This window comes from Acinetobacter corruptisaponis, assembly GCF_030053775.1.
Classification (GTDB): Bacteria; Pseudomonadota; Gammaproteobacteria; order Pseudomonadales; family Moraxellaceae; genus Acinetobacter; species Acinetobacter corruptisaponis.
Genome location: NZ_CP125669.1, coordinates 1842111 through 1858861, shown reverse-complemented (window position 1 = coordinate 1858861; position 16751 = coordinate 1842111). Strand labels below are relative to the sequence as shown.

Annotated in this window: 16 protein-coding genes and 1 riboswitch; of the genes, 11 read left to right on the top strand and 5 right to left on the bottom strand. The window is 43.0% G+C overall.

The window, feature by feature from the left end; all coding sequences use genetic code 11:
• Position 1 precedes the first annotated feature (1 nt).
• Positions 2-1996, bottom strand: a complete 1995-nt coding sequence (locus QLH32_RS08885) for a site-specific DNA-methyltransferase (RefSeq protein WP_283269216.1) — start codon at positions 1994-1996, stop codon at positions 2-4.
• Between the two features lie 239 nt (positions 1997-2235).
• Complete coding sequence (locus tag QLH32_RS08880) at positions 2236-3948, bottom strand: electron transfer flavoprotein-ubiquinone oxidoreductase (protein ID WP_283269214.1); 1713 nt, start codon at positions 3946-3948, stop codon at positions 2236-2238.
• Positions 3949-4137: 189 nt separating this feature from the next.
• On the opposite strand from QLH32_RS08880, the gene QLH32_RS08875 reads away from it, so the two are divergent.
• The 5 genes from QLH32_RS08875 (at position 4138) to QLH32_RS08855 (ending at position 8855) form a co-directional block, all read left to right on the top strand.
• Complete coding sequence (locus QLH32_RS08875) at positions 4138-4773, top strand: DUF1285 domain-containing protein (RefSeq protein ID WP_279959808.1); 636 nt, start codon at positions 4138-4140, stop codon at positions 4771-4773.
• A gap of 47 nt (positions 4774-4820) precedes the next feature.
• Positions 4821-5699, top strand: coding sequence for a glutamate racemase (gene murI / locus QLH32_RS08870; protein ID WP_283269213.1), 879 nt, complete (start codon positions 4821-4823; stop codon positions 5697-5699).
• A 103-nt stretch (positions 5700-5802) separates the two neighbouring features.
• The gene (locus tag QLH32_RS08865) at positions 5803-6831 is read left to right on the top strand and encodes a DUF4062 domain-containing protein (protein ID WP_283269211.1); all 1029 of its coding nucleotides are present in this window, start codon (positions 5803-5805) and stop codon (positions 6829-6831) included.
• A gap of 339 nt (positions 6832-7170) precedes the next feature.
• Complete coding sequence (hemH, locus tag QLH32_RS08860) at positions 7171-8187, top strand: ferrochelatase (protein WP_283269209.1); 1017 nt, start codon at positions 7171-7173, stop codon at positions 8185-8187.
• Positions 8188-8210: 23 nt separating this feature from the next.
• Positions 8211-8855 carry an MBL fold metallo-hydrolase gene (locus tag QLH32_RS08855; protein ID WP_283269207.1) on the top strand — a complete coding sequence of 215 codons (645 nt, stop codon included), beginning with the start codon at positions 8211-8213 and terminating at the stop codon, positions 8853-8855.
• A gap of 341 nt (positions 8856-9196) precedes the next feature.
• On the opposite strand, the gene QLH32_RS08850 is transcribed toward QLH32_RS08855, so the two are convergent.
• Complete coding sequence (locus QLH32_RS08850) at positions 9197-10933, bottom strand: hypothetical protein (protein ID WP_283269206.1); 1737 nt, start codon at positions 10931-10933, stop codon at positions 9197-9199.
• Positions 10934-11207: 274 nt separating this feature from the next.
• Positions 11208-11399, bottom strand: coding sequence for a DNA gyrase inhibitor YacG (locus tag QLH32_RS08845; protein WP_004680638.1), 192 nt, complete (start codon positions 11397-11399; stop codon positions 11208-11210).
• A 91-nt stretch (positions 11400-11490) separates the two neighbouring features.
• Here QLH32_RS08845 and QLH32_RS08840 point away from each other — a divergent pair, with 91 nt between their 5' ends.
• The 4 genes from QLH32_RS08840 to QLH32_RS08825 all read left to right on the top strand — a co-directional run bounded on the left by QLH32_RS08840 (position 11491) and on the right by QLH32_RS08825 (position 14425).
• A complete protein-coding gene (locus QLH32_RS08840; RefSeq protein WP_283269205.1) occupies positions 11491-12138 on the top strand; it encodes a class I SAM-dependent methyltransferase in 648 nt (215 codons plus the stop codon).
• Complete coding sequence (locus QLH32_RS08835; protein ID WP_283269204.1) at positions 12128-13327, top strand: TIGR03862 family flavoprotein; 1200 nt, start codon at positions 12128-12130, stop codon at positions 13325-13327. The genes QLH32_RS08840 and QLH32_RS08835 overlap by 11 nt, the downstream gene beginning before the upstream one ends.
• Before the next feature lie 66 nt (positions 13328-13393).
• Complete coding sequence (locus tag QLH32_RS08830; protein ID WP_267981204.1) at positions 13394-13804, top strand: GFA family protein; 411 nt, start codon at positions 13394-13396, stop codon at positions 13802-13804.
• Between the two features lie 18 nt (positions 13805-13822).
• Positions 13823-14425, top strand: coding sequence for a flavin reductase family protein (locus QLH32_RS08825; protein WP_279959765.1), 603 nt, complete (start codon positions 13823-13825; stop codon positions 14423-14425).
• Positions 14426-14744: 319 nt separating this feature from the next.
• Here the strand turns inward: QLH32_RS08825 and QLH32_RS08820 are convergent, their stop codons facing one another.
• The gene (locus tag QLH32_RS08820; RefSeq protein WP_283269201.1) at positions 14745-15077 is read right to left on the bottom strand and encodes a HopJ type III effector protein; all 333 of its coding nucleotides are present in this window, start codon (positions 15075-15077) and stop codon (positions 14745-14747) included.
• Between the two features lie 136 nt (positions 15078-15213).
• Between QLH32_RS08820 and QLH32_RS08815 the strand changes: the two genes are divergently transcribed.
• Complete coding sequence (locus tag QLH32_RS08815; protein WP_283269200.1) at positions 15214-16083, top strand: DUF2071 domain-containing protein; 870 nt, start codon at positions 15214-15216, stop codon at positions 16081-16083.
• Between the two features lie 70 nt (positions 16084-16153).
• A riboswitch (Fluoride riboswitch) is annotated at positions 16154-16220 on the top strand.
• A 132-nt stretch (positions 16221-16352) separates the two neighbouring features.
• Positions 16353-16733 carry a fluoride efflux transporter CrcB gene (crcB, locus tag QLH32_RS08810; RefSeq protein WP_283269198.1) on the top strand — a complete coding sequence of 127 codons (381 nt, stop codon included), beginning with the start codon at positions 16353-16355 and terminating at the stop codon, positions 16731-16733.
• Positions 16734-16751 lie beyond the last annotated feature (18 nt).

The following is a 16751-nucleotide window of genomic DNA, read 5'->3' as shown; positions in this document are numbered from 1 at the left end:
GTTAAAACCTCTCGATAATTTTAGGCGTATGCTCTAAGTTGGTTTTGAGATTGGTTTTAAGTTGATGGAGTTCCTCAAAACTAAATGAATAAGGATATAAAATAATGTTGTTGACCAATAATTGATTTTGACCCATTTGATTCAGTAAGACCTTTAAGCAATCGGCTTTAAAATCAGGTGCAAGTAAATATAAACTTTGTGCTTCTTTTAAATAAAATGCTTGATAGCCTGCAAAATTCAGTATTTCGATTGGTGTATTAAATGGATAGCCATCATTCATCAACCACGTTTGTAACAGGGTATCTATGCCTGTCGCTAGCCCATCCACTTGTAATATTGTGGCAGAGAATGGTTCGAGCATATCGTGGGCAAATAAATCCTGTTGATTTGGGTCAAAGTTTTCTATTTGTTCAAGGGTTTTTATCTGCGGTGTGGCAAGTCGATAATGTTTAAAACCTAAATCAAGCTGTTCAGGTAAATCGGTTTTTTCGCTACGGATTTTTGCAGCAGCCCGTTTAATCCGTTCTCGGGAAATCTGGTCAATCGTTTGATAACCAGCTTGGCGTGCAGCAGAATCAGGACTAGTCTGTTCGTCCCATTGCACCATAATGTATTTTCGATTGCCGCCATCTTCGGCGTTCAGTTGCATGACTGCATCGGCTGTTGTGCTTGATCCTGCAAAAAAGTCTAGGATGATTGAATTATGATGAGATGCGATGGTTAAGATTTGCTTGATTAAGTCTACAGGTTTAGGAAAATCAAAAAGTTTTTCTTCATCAAATAATTTTCTTGTTTCCCTTGTTGCTCGTTTGTTTCCTACATTATCTTTCCATAAATTAGAGGGTTGCTGTACTCTATTTTCTAGGTAAAACTTCTGATAGATTTGCCATTGCCCTGAAACTTGCTTCCATTCTATCAAATGATTTTCTTTCATTTGTTCATAGGTACTTTTTCCTACGACCCATCTACTTTCATATCCTGTTGGTCCAATTGGAAAAATGAGATTTCCATCAGGAGATTCAACTCCATAATACATTGATGGGCGATCTTCACGACGATCTTCACCACCTGTTCGGCGTAAAGAGCGTATTAAGTATTTGCCATTTTTATCTTCTTGATTATATATTTGAGTTTGTTCTTTTGTTAAAGGTAGTCCATTCGCTTGAAAATATATAGAATTTTTTGAGTAGACTAAAATGTAATCAAGTTCATTTACAAAAGTTGCATTTCCGTTGCCCGTTGGCGTACCTGTTAAACGTGAAATTGTTGATAAATAGTTATTTTCACCGAAGACATCATCCATCAATAATTTAAGGTTGGCTTGTTCATTATCATCAATAGAGACAAAAATCACACCATCTTCACGCAAAAGCTTTTGAGCGATTTTAAGGCGAGGATACATAAAAGTCAGCCAAGCCGAATGCGAAGATTTACCCTGAATAGATTTAAGGCGAGCAATTTCTTCATCACTATAGCCTAACTGATTTTTTAGCTTTTCATCAGTGAAATCAAATTTATCGTTATAAACAAACTCCTTACCTGTGTTGTAGGGAGGGTCGATATAAATCATTTTGATTGCATTATCGCCTGTATAAGCATTTTGCAAATGACGTAAAGCTTCCAGATTATCTCCTGTGATAAAGACATTTTGACTATTCTGATTTTCAGGTTTTTGATTATGCTCAATATCTGGCACAATCACGGTTTCAGAAGCTAAACCTGTTTGTAAACGGGCATAGTCTTTCCCTACAAAAGAAAGACGATAGCCATCCCGAGATTCATGGATATTATTCTGTGCTAAATCAGCTAAAAACTTCTCAATGTTAAACTCGCTAGTTTGGATCACTTGCGTTTCAGTCTGATCATCTTTAAGTTTAATCGTTTCGGTTTTTTCAGCCGTAAAATATTGGGGTAGCTTGGCTTGAAGTTCTTTTAAGAAAGCAGTATTGGCTTGTGCAGTTGCATTATGTTGTAAATTATTTTTAATACCACTCATCTTAAACCACCTTAAAAAAAGCTAGGTGATTTAAATTAAATTGTTGATTTTTATTGATTATATTTGTATAATATTGAATATTGAATATTGAATATTGAATATTGAATAACCATAAATACGTCCAGAAAAAGAAAAAATTGAGTTGATTCTAGCTTGAATGTTAAAAGTAACAAAGCCCCAATTTTTCAATCAGGGCTTTGAGTAATGACTATATAATAGATTGCATGTTTGGATACTAATTACATGTTAGGGTAATTAGGACCACCACCACCTTCAGGGGTTACCCAGGTAATGTTCTGTGATGGATCTTTAATGTCACAGGTCTTACAGTGAACACAGTTGGCTGCGTTGATCTGGAAGCGTTTAGAACCATCATCATTTTCCATGACTTCGTATACGCCAGCAGGGCAGTAACGTTGTGCAGGCTCATCCCACTTTGGCAGGTTCACCTGAATTGGTGTTTCAGGATTGGTCAGTTTCAAATGGGCAGGCTGGTTTTCTTCATGCACTGTATTTGAAATAAATACAGAGGATAAGCGGTCAAAAGTCAACTTGCCATCTGGTTTCGGATAGTTTGGCTTGAATGTTGAAGCATCAACTGTTTTAAGCGCAGCATAATCCTGTTTCAAGTCATGCAGGGTAAATGGCACTTTAAAGACGCTTTGATCAATAAAGTTAAATGCGCCACCGATCCATTGACCAAACTTGTGCATTGCTGGACCAAAGTTACGTGCGTTATATAACTCTTCTTTTAACCAGGAGTTGTTGTATTTCTCGGTATAAGCGGTGAGTTCCTTGGCAAAGTGATCTTCACCCTCAAGTACACGTGCAATCGCAAGATCGCCACCTTTGGCAACACCCGCAGCAATCGCTTCAAATACCGCCTCACCACACAACATGCCTGATTTCATGGCAGTGTGTGAGCCCTTGATTTTAGAGAAGTTCAGGAAGCCTGCATCATCACCAATCAGGCAACCGCCTGGGAAAGTCAATTTAGGCAATGAGTTAAAACCGCCCTTGACCACTGCACGTGCGCCGTAAGAGATGCGTTTACCACCCTCAAGGAATTGCTTGATGGTTGGGTGGGTTTTCCAGCGCTGCATTTCCATAAATGGATACATATGCGGATTTTCGTAAGACAGATCCACAATCATACCCAAAGTCACCTGGTTGTTTTCAGCGTGATAGAGCCACCAGCCGCCAGCAGAACCTGTTTCAGACAATGGCCAGCCAGCACCGTGCATTACAAGACCTGGTTTATGTTTTGCTGGGTCGATTTCCCAAAGCTCTTTAATTCCGATCCCGTAGTGTTGTGGATCAGAACTACTGTCTAGCGCAAAGCCTGCAATGAGACGTTTACCGAGGTGACCACGGCAGCCTTCTGCGAACAAGGTATATTTGGCATGAAGTTCATAACCAGGGGTGAAGTTATGCGTTGGCTCACCATTTTTGCCAATGCCCATATCTCCCGTCTGGATACCTTTTACAGTACCATCTTCATGGTAAAGAATTTCAGAAGCGGCAAAGCCAGGGAAAATTGAAACTTCCAGTTCTTCCGCTTTTTGGCCTAACCAGCGAACAACGTTACCCAGGGAAATTACATAGTTCCCCTCGTTGTGCATTGATTTTGGCACCATCCAATACGGCATTTTTTGTGCCTTGGTATCAGAAAGCAGGAAATAGGTTTCGTCGCCTGTTACAGGAACATTGAGTGGCGCGCCTTCTTCTTTCCAGTTCGGGAACAGTTCATTCATGGCGCGTGGTTCAAGTACAGCACCAGAAAGGATATGCGCACCTACTTCAGAGCCTTTTTCAACAACACACACAGAAAGGTCAGGTAGGTTGTTTTCAATCGCTAGTTGACGAATTTTAATCGCAGCAGATAAACCCGCAGGTCCTGCACCTACGATCACTACGTCAAACTCCATCGCTTCACGTTCGATGTGTTCCATGTAGGACTCCTCATATTTTTAAGGGTGGCAACCGTAATATTGCGATTCGGTGCTGCCATGAGTGTTCTGTATTGCCAAGCACAAAGACACTATTGTACTTGCAAACGTTTGGGATAGTATAGTTTTAAACCTTGGACTCGCCAATTGGCTGAGCGGTCATATTTTCTCGTCAGCTAGGCATAAACGACGATAAATGAAAATGATTCTCCACCAGACTCGCTACAAAATAAGGGAAAAATCGTGTTTTCTGATGATAAAAACTTAATGAGCATTGCACAATACGTAAAAGATGTACAGCAAAGTCACAAAAGGTCAATTCCACCTTTAGACCAGTGGCATCCAAAGCATTGCGGCAAAATGGATCTAAAGATAAAAGCCAATGGAGAATGGTGGCACGAAGGTCAATTGGTCAAGCGGCAGGCTTTACTCGACCTGTTTAGCAAGGTGCTGTGGAAAGAGGATGGAAAGTTTTACCTGAAAACACCTGTTGAGCAGATTGAAATTGAGGTTGAGGATGAACCGTTGCTAATCAACCAGGTGGATCAGGTTGAGATAGAGGGCAAGCGCTATTTGCAGCTCACCACCAGCAATCAGGATGTGGTGATTGTGGATGAGCGGCACCCAGTTTTTATGCGTGCCTATCCAAATGAAGCTGGGGAGGATGAATTACGTCCTTATGTGCATGTTCGTTTTGGAATGAATGCCCTGATTCAGCGTCAAAGTTTTTATCACCTTGTAAACTATGGCAGTTTGTCTGAAAATGCACAGGGTGAGACGGTTTTAACATTAAAAAGTGGTGATTTGGTCTTGCATTTAAGCACCTGAGGTTTAAGCTTAAAAGAGTGAAGAAACCACAGTGTTAATGTATTTGTATGACTGCTGTCCAATCCCTGCCCGTATTGGCTGACCCCATGCCACATGCATCCTCTGATGCGCCGATTGGGGTTTTTGATTCAGGCATTGGAGGCTTGTCGATTGCGCAGGAGATTGCCCGACATTTACCCAACGAACGGATTCTCTACTATGCCGATACCGCGCATGTACCTTATGGGGCCCGTTCAGATCAGGAAATTCGACAATTAACAGCGCGTGCGATTGAGTGGCTGTATCGGCAGGGCTGTAAGATTGCGGTGGTGGCATGCAATACTGCATCGGCATTTAGTCTGGACTACCTACGTGACTACTATGGCGAGCATTTTCCGATTGTGGGATTGGTGCCTGCATTAAAGCCCGCCGTGCTGCAAACACGTTCGAAAGTGGTGGCTGTGCTGGCGACACCTGCAACCTTTCGCGGACAGCTCATCAAGGATGTGATGAGCAGGTTTGCCGAACCTGCTGGCGTTCGGGTTTTAAAAGTCACCAGTCTGGAACTGGTGCCTTTTGTTGAGGCGGGACAGCAAATGAGTCAGGCCTGTCTGGATGTGTTGCAGGATATATTGCAGCCTGTGGTGGAGCAGGGCGCGGATTTTTTAGTGCTGGGATGTACTCACTATCCTTTTTTAAGGGATGCAATTCATCAGGTTTTTGATGAAAAGTTAAAATTAATTGATTCTGGACAGGCAGTTGCGCGACAAACAGCCTATATTTTGATAAAAAATAGGTTATTATGTGACAAAATAAGTCATAATGTTACACGTATTGAATGTTATGCCAGTGGTCATAATGCTGTTGAGTTAAAATCGGTACTCCAGCATCTCATGCCAGAACAATTAACATGGACGATTCAGAATTTGGATGATATGGGCGCCTAAACGCGTCAGTTGATTCATATTCAAGATTTTATTGGGGTTATTATTGATAAGGCTTAAGCGAAACGGCTTAAGGGTTATTGATAAGTGAATTGGGACCTAGCCTATGCAAGATACTCGTTATCAGGTTTTTATTTCTACGTCTGGCAATGAAATGCAACCAGAACGGGCGGTTTTGGCCCAAACGCTGGTTGGAATGGGGTTCTTTTCGTGGGGCTTGGAGCAGCGTACACCCTTGAGCACCTCCATTGCCCGCAGACAGATTGATGACTGTGATTACGTGGTGATTTTGCTGGGTAGCCAGTATGGTGAGCAGTCCGTTTCAGGTGTGGGCTATATGCATCTGGAATATATCTATGCCATGACCAAACAGAAACCCGTGATTGTGTTTATGCACGAAGAGCCAGAATCACGCGAAGCAAAACTGCATGACCACAAAAATGAGCTAAAAGAAAAATTCAAAGAGTTTAGAAAACAGCTGCAACATGAAGTTGATCAGGTTTTTACTTATCGTAGCTTAAGGGATCTGGAGCTTGCCGTTCGCTCCAGTATGCCGCAAATGCTGGAACGCTATCCTGTGGTGGGGTGGGTTCGTCCACAAAACACCCAGGTGTTGCGGGATGAAATTGATGCCTTGCGTGCCAAGGTTAAACAGCTTGAAACTGAAATGGGCAGTCGGGAAGCTGATCCACTTACCAGTGTACCAAAGGTATCCATGCATGAAGTATATGCATTTGAATACCGTATGCATGCCTATCAGGATGGTAATTTCAAGGAAGTCAAACCACACCGTAAAATGACCTGGGCACAATTACTGAATGTGCTTGGTTCATCATTTGTGATTCCAACGCCTGAAGAATATTTTTCCAAGCGCATGAACGAATATCTCAATGAAACGGGTCTGGATGATGCGCGTAAGGAAATGCCAAGGGCGCATGCGGTATCTCGTGCACAGGTGAATATCCGTGCCTTGCATGAAATCAAGTTGCAGATGCGTCAGAATGAGTGGATTGTGCCGACAGGACGGGATGACCGCCAACGCATGCTGTGGCAACTGACCGCAAAAGGGCAGAAGCTTCTGGAAAGCAACATACTGGACAGCAATCGGGTTTTTCAGTTTAAGACCATGCACTAGGGGCTGCTGATATTTCAACCATGCCTTGCGTTATAGGCTAAAACCACACAAATAAGGCATGAAACGCAGGTAATGGCCGACCCCCTAGTCAAGTTTCATAACGAAGTTTGGGGCAGTTTTAGCCATAACCCTGCGGGACAGGGACATTTTTTGCCGTTACTGCGTTATGCCTTATTCATTTAGAGTAGCTAAATCTCATAAGTCATGCCTTGTACCGTCTAAAAAATGTCCTCTGTCGCAAGCATCTGTGAAATGTCAGCAGACCCTAAATCCAATTTAAAAAAGTGCGGTAAAACTGCTAAAGTAACTGGAGAAATTCAGCTATAGCGGAAGCGATGTATGTCAGCGACACCAAAACCCAAAGTGACTGTGGTTTTAGCAAATTTAGGTACGCCAGACCAAGCCACTGTGCCAGCAGTACGTCGTTTCTTAAAACAGTTCTTATCCGATACCCGTGTCATTGAAATCCCCAAATTACTGTGGTGGATTATCCTGCATCTGTTTGTACTGACTTTTCGACCTAAGCGGGTTGCCGAAGCTTATGCATCGGTCTGGTCCAAAGATTCCCCAATGCGGGAAATTGTGCTTGAACAAACACGTTTGGTTAAGCAACGTTTGCAGGAAGAAAATCATCAGTTTGACCTCACGGTTGTCCCTGCGATGACTTATGGGCAACCGAGCATTTATGATGTCTTGGCACAACTGGAAAAAACACGGCAAGAGCATGTGATTCTTTTACCACTATTTCCCCAGTATTCAGCCACCTCAACTGCACCATTGTATGATGCCTTTGCCAGATGGATTCCACAGCAGCGCCATTTGCCAGGACTGACCCTCATCAAGGATTACTACCAGCATCCCCTGTTTATTCAGGCATTGGCGGATAGTGTTCTCAACTATCAGGCTGAACATGGCAAGCCTGAAAAGTTATTGATGTCATTTCATGGCATTCCCCAGCCTTATGCGGACAAGGGTGATCCTTATGCCGACCGTTGCCGAATCACTGCCCGTTTAGTTGCAGATGCCTTGCATCTGAAAGATGAGGAATGGGCGATTAGTTTCCAATCACGTTTCGGAAAACAGGAATGGGTCAAGCCCTATACCGATCAGTTATTACAACAATGGGGTAAGCAAAAGGTTCAGTCCGTGCAGGTGATTAGTCCCGCATTTTCGGCGGATTGTCTGGAAACGCTGGAAGAGTTGGCGATGCAGAATAAGGAGATTTTCCAGCATGCGGGCGGTGGTGAATATGCCTATATTGCTGCGCTGAATACCGATCAGGCACATATTGATTTGCTTGCCAGTCTGGTTCAGGCTAATCTTGATGCCCTAACCCATACCTTAGCCCACCGTTAACTGCGTTTTAGCCAGAGGTTTTTATGCTACAAGTCAAAATTGTCCCTGTGACTGCCTTTCAACAAAACTGCTCGATTTTATGGGACAGTGAAACCAAAGACGCGATTTTGATTGATGCAGGCGGTGATGCGGCAGTGCTGAAAAAAGAAGTCGAAGCTCTGGGCCTGAATGTGAAAGCGCTATGGCTCACCCACGGACATCTTGATCATGCAGGTGCGGTCGGTGAGCTGGTTGATACATGGAAAGTGCCTGTGATTGGCCCACATAAAGAGGATCAATTCTGGCTAGACATGATTCAGGAAGTTTCGGCACGTTATGGCTTCCCGATTCCACAACCCGTCAAGGTCGATCAGTGGCTAGAGGGTGGTGAAGTGCTGAAACTGGGTGAGGATGAGTTTGAGGTGCGTTTTGCGCCTGGTCATACCCCAGGCCATGTGATGTTCTACAATGCTAAACATGGCTTATTATGGACGGGCGATGTCCTGTTCAAGGGTTCGATTGGGCGTACTGATTTTCCTAAAGGAAATCACCAGCAATTGCTGGATTCTATCCAGCGTGAATGTTTTAGTTTGCCTGATGAAACACAATTTATTTCAGGGCATGGGCCAATGAGCACCATTGGTTATGAAAAGCAATTTAATCCTTTTGTGGCAAGCAAAGCAGGTTAATCTGAATGATTAATTCTTCTTTATAAAGTATGAGGTTTATGAAGAAAACCTTAGCTTAACCCGAGTTCTACTTAAAGATTTACTTAACTTATTGAAAAAAATATTTTGGTGGAATCCTGCCGAGTTATCATCCAATTTCAGGATAAGCCGTCGGCTCGACCTACTTTTGTTTCGGCAAAAGTAGGCAAAACCATTGTCATCCGCAAAACTCGTTGACTACCGTCAGCTAACTTAATGATTCGCAGAAACAACACTTTACTAACAGGGTCCTGTCTCAAACAATTGCGGATGACGCTTCCGAGTATCATATTCCTTGTCGAACTCAGGTTAACCTAATTAGGCTAAACCGTTTCTAACCATTTTTGGTTGGCCAGATTCAGGTCAAAATTTAAATGGTTGCAAATGCTCTGCAAGTCAAAAGAGGCTTTGTCCTCTGGGATCTGGATCAGAATGGGCAGGCGGGTAATTCCATTGTCTCCTGTTGGAAAAGCGTAGTGTCGTTCTTTGTGGTTGACTGAGATCAGTGACTCAAATTCCAGATACACCGTCAGGGACGGAAAACGACGCTGGATACGGATAATCTCCTGATGGGCATGTTTCTTGATTTGAGAGGTTTTCTGCTTGAGTTTAAGAATATTGTCCTTGATCTTCTGTGGTTTATTCAGCAGCTTGCTTAAAAAAGACGAGCTCTGTTTCAGCTGGCGTTGATTTTCCTTGAGCTCATAAAAGGCATCTTTGTACTCCTGTAGGGAGCTGATACTAATATCCTTTAGGATATTGGTCGGTTCCAGGGCCTCAGTATGATGTTTTTTCCATTCATCATAAGAAAACACGGTAAATACATCGGAATGTCTTTTTTGCAACAAAGTGGCATAGGACTTGAGTCGGGCAATGAACAGGATCACCTGTTTGTTGAAGATGATTGAGGGCTGTGACTGAAACTCGGTGAAATGGCGGATCAGCTCATCCAAAGTCTGCTTCACACTGATATAGAGATAATTGCATTCATCTATGTGGTGTACCGCATGTTTTAGGGCATCTGCAATCGGCTCAAGAATGTTGGTGCATAACTTCTGTTCAAAATCAATCAGCCGTTGCTCAACCAGTTTTTCAAGAAATACACCACTTGGGTTGAGTGGTTCCATGAGAAAGGGAATCAGGGTTTTATGGGTATACAGTTCGATGTTGCGGACAATATCGGACACATAATGATTGACCTGCACATCAATCGTCACAATTCGGCCAACCTGCCACTGGAATTGCTCAAGATGTGCCTCATCCTCAATCTTATCCAAATGCAGGATGGCTGAGTTGACGTAAATGTTCTCACATGCCTCAAATTTTTCCTCCTGTAAGAATCGGCGAATGGAAAAGGTGTTCATCTGGCTTTCTGGGCTAGGTGCCAGTGCAAAGATATATTTTGAGGTTTTGACAATATCCAGTTGTCTGGACTTCTGCTGTTTATATAAAAAGTATTTGAGGATATGGTCTTTTTCCTCCCTGAGCTGATGCGAGCGAAGAATATTGAATGTGTATTTTAAAAGCTGTTGTTTGAGGAACACTTCGGTGATGAATGTCTTGATCACCACTGTATCTATATGCCTTTGGTTGGCTGGCAGGTCGATTTCTTGCTTTGCCAAAATGATTTGGGCTGCGGCGTAGATGAATTCCCTTAAAATCAGTTTCTTTTGTTCCTGTAGGTCAAAATCATCTTCAGTGTCGATCTGGTGAATCTGGCTGAGAATATTCTCCAGATAGTCAGAAATGTCATGGATGTCGTTATATTTCCTTAGTTTCTCCAGAGAGCCTGCAATTCTGGTCGTCAGCAGCTTGATATGTGCATATGCAATCTTTTCAGTGAGCAAATGAAAGTCATGTTTTGCCAGATATGAAAAAGTATGCTCTTTTCTGTTCCAGTGAATTTTTTTAAGTTGCAAAATATCCTGGCAGATATTTTCCCATTCTGCTGGAGATGCCTTGGAAAACAGAACCTGTAATGCATCTTGCCAATGGAGGTCTAAATTGGGATCAATCTGTGTTGCCAACACCTTAAGCTGGTAGGGAATATAGTTATTCATTGTCACTTCCTGATAAATTTAATTTTTTTATTCACTACGCTGACTTCTTATAAAAAATGGTCAAAAATAAACCAGCGCGATATTTAATTTGTAATAGTTGATTGGTTTATATGGCTTATGGAATAAAGATTTGCATAAGGTCAAAAAAAAGTAAATTACTGTGATGTAATTCTCATATTTAAAATATGTAAGTTTTTATTAAGAATTATTTTTATAAAACAGGCATGGGATAAGTAGTGAATCCTATTCTTATCCTTTTAAATAAGGAAGATGATTAATCCTCATAATCATCTTCATGGCGTTTGAGATCCGCCTGAGGCGCATCCTGAGTTGGGAGTTTATATTCATCACTTGCCCAGGCACCCAGATCAATCAATTTACAGCGTTCTGAGCAGAATGGACGAAAATCATTATTTTCCCATGTGCTTGGCTGGCCACAACGAGGGCAGGGAAAGGTACGGGGCATGGAAAATTCCTAAGGCAGCAAGTAAATAGATTAGGCAAACGTCAGGTGAGTTGTTAGACTTATGCCGATTTATAGATAGTTTGATGGGATTATGTCGATTCGTCAATTTCAAGCACAACGCATGCAGGCACCACGTGATTTTCAGCCGATTCCAGATATCCCAATCTGCGTGGAGATTGGGGCTGGAAAAGGCAGGCATGCCTTGTTGTTCACTGCTGAACATCCGCAGGCAACGTTATATGCAATTGAACGAACCAGAGAAAAGTTTGTGGCGATGAAAAAACAGCATCAACAGGAACCGCGTGAACATTTAAATCCCATCCATGCCGATGCCTTGCCTTGGGTGGTGCATGCCCTGTTTCCAGTACAGGTTGAACAGTTTTTTATTCTCTATCCCAATCCAGAGCCGCATAATCCAGCACAACGCTGGTTGAACATGCCATTTTTCGAATTCCTGCTTTCCCGCCTAAAACCGAATGGTACGATTACGCTGGCGAGCAACATTCCAGCATATATTGATGAGGCAGAGCAACAGCTCATTGATGTGTGGAAATTGCCTTATGAAAAACAAAAGATTGCAACAGACTCGGCCCGTACCCATTTTGAGATCAAGTATCTGCAACGTGGTGAGCTGTGTCAGCAGTTAGTGATCACCAAACCACAGGACTATCAGACCCGTTTTGATGATTTTGCACCGTTGCAGGGGCGAAACATACAAGGGCAGCCTGATGCCGACTAAGCGTATTGCGATTATTGGCGCAGGCCCAGCAGGATTGATGGCGGCTGAAGTGCTGAGTCAATACGACTACGATATTGAGGTTTATGAGCAAAAACCATCAGCGGCCCGCAAGTTTTTAATGGCAGGCAAAACGGGACTGAATATTTCCCATGCCGAGCCTGTCGAAACGTTTATACAGCGTTATGACCATGCTGAATGGCTAGGCCCCTGGATTAAGCAATGCGATGCTGCATGGATTCAGGACTGGATGCACGGGCTGGGCATTGAATCCTACATTGGCAGTTCTGGGCGGGTATTTCCTGTGGAGATGAAAGCCGCGCCATTGTTGCGAGCTTGGTTAAAACGTCTAATGGCGGATGGCGTGAAATTTCATTATCGCCATCGTTGTGTGGCGTTGTCTGGTAATCAATTAATCGTTGAAAATCAAACCCAATCATTCACAAAAAGTTATGACACGATTGTCTTGGCCTGTGGTGCAGTGTCATGGCCGCAGTTGGGCAGCGATGGTGGCTGGCAACACTGGTTATCCTCAAATGAAATTAAGCCATTTCAGGCCAGCAATGTTGGTGTGTTAAAGGCTTGGTCACCGTTTATGCAGGACTGTTTTGGCCAGCCACTCAAGCGTGTCAATGCATGGGTACAGCCTGACCAGCAAACGCATGGCGATATTGTGGTGACGCATTATGGTTTGGAAAGTGGAGTTATTTATAAACTGGGACGTGAGTTAAGACAGCTTGCAGCCCAGAATCAGCCCTTGCAACTGCATCTGGACTTACTCCCTGATATTACGATTGAACAATTAAAAAAGAAATTGCAGGGCAATAAAAAGCAGTCCATTACCAATATTTGGCGTAAGGCAGGTTTGGACCATGTGAAGATCAATTTACTACGAGAAGTGGTGGATAAAAATCTGTGGTCACAGCCTGAAATGATGGCAAGGCAGATCAAACAGTTAAGCATTGCCCTGGATGGTTTCCGCCCAATTGAGGAAGCGATTAGCTGTGCAGGTGGGGTAAAGCAAGTAGCCTTATCTTCACAACTGCAATTGCAGTCCAATCCCTATATATTTTGCTGTGGGGAAATGCTGGACTGGGATGCACCGACAGGTGGATATTTACTGACTGCCTGTTTTGCCACAGGGCGAGCGGCAGGGCAAGGCGTACATCAACTATTGAATGCAGCCATATAATATTTATCTTGTTGTTGAGCTTTCAAAAATGCTAGTTTTTAGAAAACTTTGATTAGGATAATTGGCATGTCTCAAGTTACCCCTATTTACCACGGAAGTTGTTTATGTAATGGCATCCATTATGAGATTCATGGTGAAATTGGCGAGATTGTGCAATGCCACTGTCAACGCTGCCGTAAAGCCAATGGCACAGCCTTTGCTACCAATGCCCCGATTCACAGTGCAGATTTTAAAATTGTGCAGGGTGAAAACCTAATTAAAAAGTTTGAAGTATCGGGGGTGTACCGTTGGTTTTGTGGTGAATGTGGTTCACCGCTGATCAGCTCGCGTGATACACAGCCAGAGCTTTATCGTTTGAGAATTGGTACTTTAGATACTCAGCTACAACAAAAGCCGACTATGCATATCTTTGTTGCTTCTAAAGCTGAATGGGATTGTATTGCCGATGATTTACCGCAATATGCTGAACGTCCTTAAACTCTCAATGTGATTCCCATGATTTTTGATACAGCCTCCCTCAGTCCAACCGAAGCCTATCGTTTACTGGTCGGTGGAGTCACGCCGCGTCCAATTGCATGGATCAGTACCCGATCCGCTGATGGGATTGACAATATTGCCCCTTACTCATTTTTCAATGTGGCCAGTTGTAATCCTCCGATCCTGTGGTATTCACAGGTCAATCCACAAAGTGGTCAGGATAAGGACACCTTGAGAAATTTAATTGCGACCAGGGAATGTGTGGTACATATTGTGAATTCCCAGTTAATGGAAAAGATGAATTTATCCTGTGCCTTGCTTCCCCCTGAGCAGAGTGAGTTTGATTTTGCTGAGATTGAGTCATGTGCTGGCAATAGTGTTGAAGCGTTGGCAGTGAGAGATTCTCCCATTCGTTATGAATGTCATTTAAGGGAAGTGATTCAATTGAGTAGCCTGCCATCAGGTGGAACGGTTGCCTTGCTGGATGTAAAGTCTATTTATGTCGATGACTGTCTTTGGAATGGGACGATGATCAATCAGCAGCAGTTGGATAGCGTAGGCAAAATGGGTGGAGATTTTTATAGTTTAACCACTGAGCTACGCAAACTGGAAAGGCCTTAAAAATAACTTAAGCTCAGTAAAAATATGATACTCGGAAAAGTCATCCGCAATTGTTTGAGACAGGACTCCGTTAATAAAGTATTGTTTCTGCGATTTATTAAATTAGCTGATGGTAGTCAACGAGTTTTGCGGATGACAATGGTTTTGCCTACTTTTGCCGAAACAAAAGTAGGTCTAGCTGACAGCTTATCCTGAAATTGAATGAGAACTCGGCAAGATTCCACTAAGATATTTGTTTTTCAATAAGTTAGATAAATATTTTGATTGAACGCACGTTAAGTTAAAACAGATTAATCAAAATTGGAGGCTTAAACACCTCCTATTTTGCTGTTAAAGCCTCACCCTCAAACTTCACGCCATCCCAGCCATTCTGCATAAACTGGCGGATATTCTGGTGGTCGCTTGCTTCAGGTGTGGCAAGTACAGAGGCATAATGTTCCGCAAACAAATTGAGGGTATCCTGTTGGCTTAAACCCTCAAGTTTGGCAAAAGAGAACACTTTGGCACTGCCCTGATTTTCAGTTGCCGCATTAAACTGCGCGCCATTTTGAAAAGCGGTTGGCGTATGTTGATAACGCGCCTCGATAAATGCCAACACATCTGCAAACTTTGCAGAACCATCTTTTAATTGTGACAATAATTCTTGAGCCATATTCAGTTCCCTGTTGATCAAATGAATGGCAGCATCATAGCATTGAATTAATGGAATTGATGAAGACAGGAATTAAACTGGACGTAGCAATACAGGCGGTTTATGCTCAGGGAAAGAATTAACTTACTGAATAATAATGAATCGCCATGATTTTAAACCACCAAGACAAATACTATTTTTCAATTTTTTAGCCAGACTGCTCGCCTGTGGTGTGTTGTTGCAACTGCGCCGTATGTTGATGCGTGTGTTGCCATTTATGCGTTTGCAAAGTCGGGTCAGCAATATTGTTTATCTGTCATGGCTGGTGGATGCTGAACAGGTTCGGCAACGCTATCCTGAACAGGTGACATTGTGGGAAAAACAGGGTAAAACCATTTTTACGATTCTGACCTATCAGCACCATCATTTTGGATTCCAGTTTTTAGGCAGGCTACGAAAATTGATGCCATCCCCCCAGCAAAGCAACTGGCGGTTTTATCTGGATGACTCACATCCCAAGACGGTGATATTTGAACAGGTGATGTTAGACCAGTATCTATATGTGTTGGGTGGGCGTTTGGCCAGTGATGTAATGCCTGCCCAATATACGCCTGTATTTCAGCATCAGTATCATAAGCAGCAAAAAAGCATTCATACTGACATCATGCTTGATCCTGCTTACTCATTTGCCAGCAATGTACAAATCACAGGGGAAAAACGCCTGCCAGACTCATGGCGGAACGTGTTTACCTCATGGGATGAGGCGGTACATTTCCTTGTTGATCAGGATCATGCATGGGCTGAATGGGTCGACCAGCCACAACGGCTGTCACAGGGCGATATTGAAATGCCGATACAATTTCAGCAGATTCAGGCAGCAGAGATGATTTCCCTAAAAGCCCCTCAACTGTTACAGCAATTGGGTTTGGAGGATAATGCCGAAGTATTTGCCTTTGTGGTGCCTGAACTGGATTTCCATGTCATCGGCGAGCAGGTTTTAGCCAGCCCCCCCCTAAACTGTGGATAACTTAAACCTTATGCACAGCCTTATCACCGCCTAAAAACAGCAGTTGAGTTGTCGCAGAATTATGTTATTTTAGAGCAAAGGAGATGGCATTCCTCCTGTTACAAACCGCCATAGTGGCTAATGATGCCTACGTGACCCTGAACAGGGGACGTAGGTTCGTGCGTACTCTGTTCTCTATTTGGAGTTCGCAGATGAAAAATTTCCAGCACAATCTTTATAAATCCATGTCCAATCCACCATTTTCTCCAAAGCTTAATTTGGAGTGAGCCATGTATTATCCCTTAATTTCAATTGCCTTGGGTTCTGTGCTGGGTGCATGGCTACGCTGGTTTCTGGGTTTAAAGCTGAATCCCATTTTTCCAGATATTCCTTTAGGTACGGTCACCGTTAATTTTGTGGGTGGCTTTATTATTGGCTTTGCAATTTCTTATTTTTCCCAAAGTGCGCTGAGTCCCAATTATAAACTATTTGTGATTACGGGATTTTGTGGTGCATTAACCACGTTTTCCACATTTTCCGCTGAAATTATTGCCCTATTGCAAAGTGGCAAGCTGGGCTACGCCTGTGCAGCGATTTTAATTCATGTGATTGGATCGTTGCTGTTTACCATTCTGGGCATGAGCCTGCATCAGTGGTTGACGGCCACTTAGTTCAAAAAGATGAGCAAC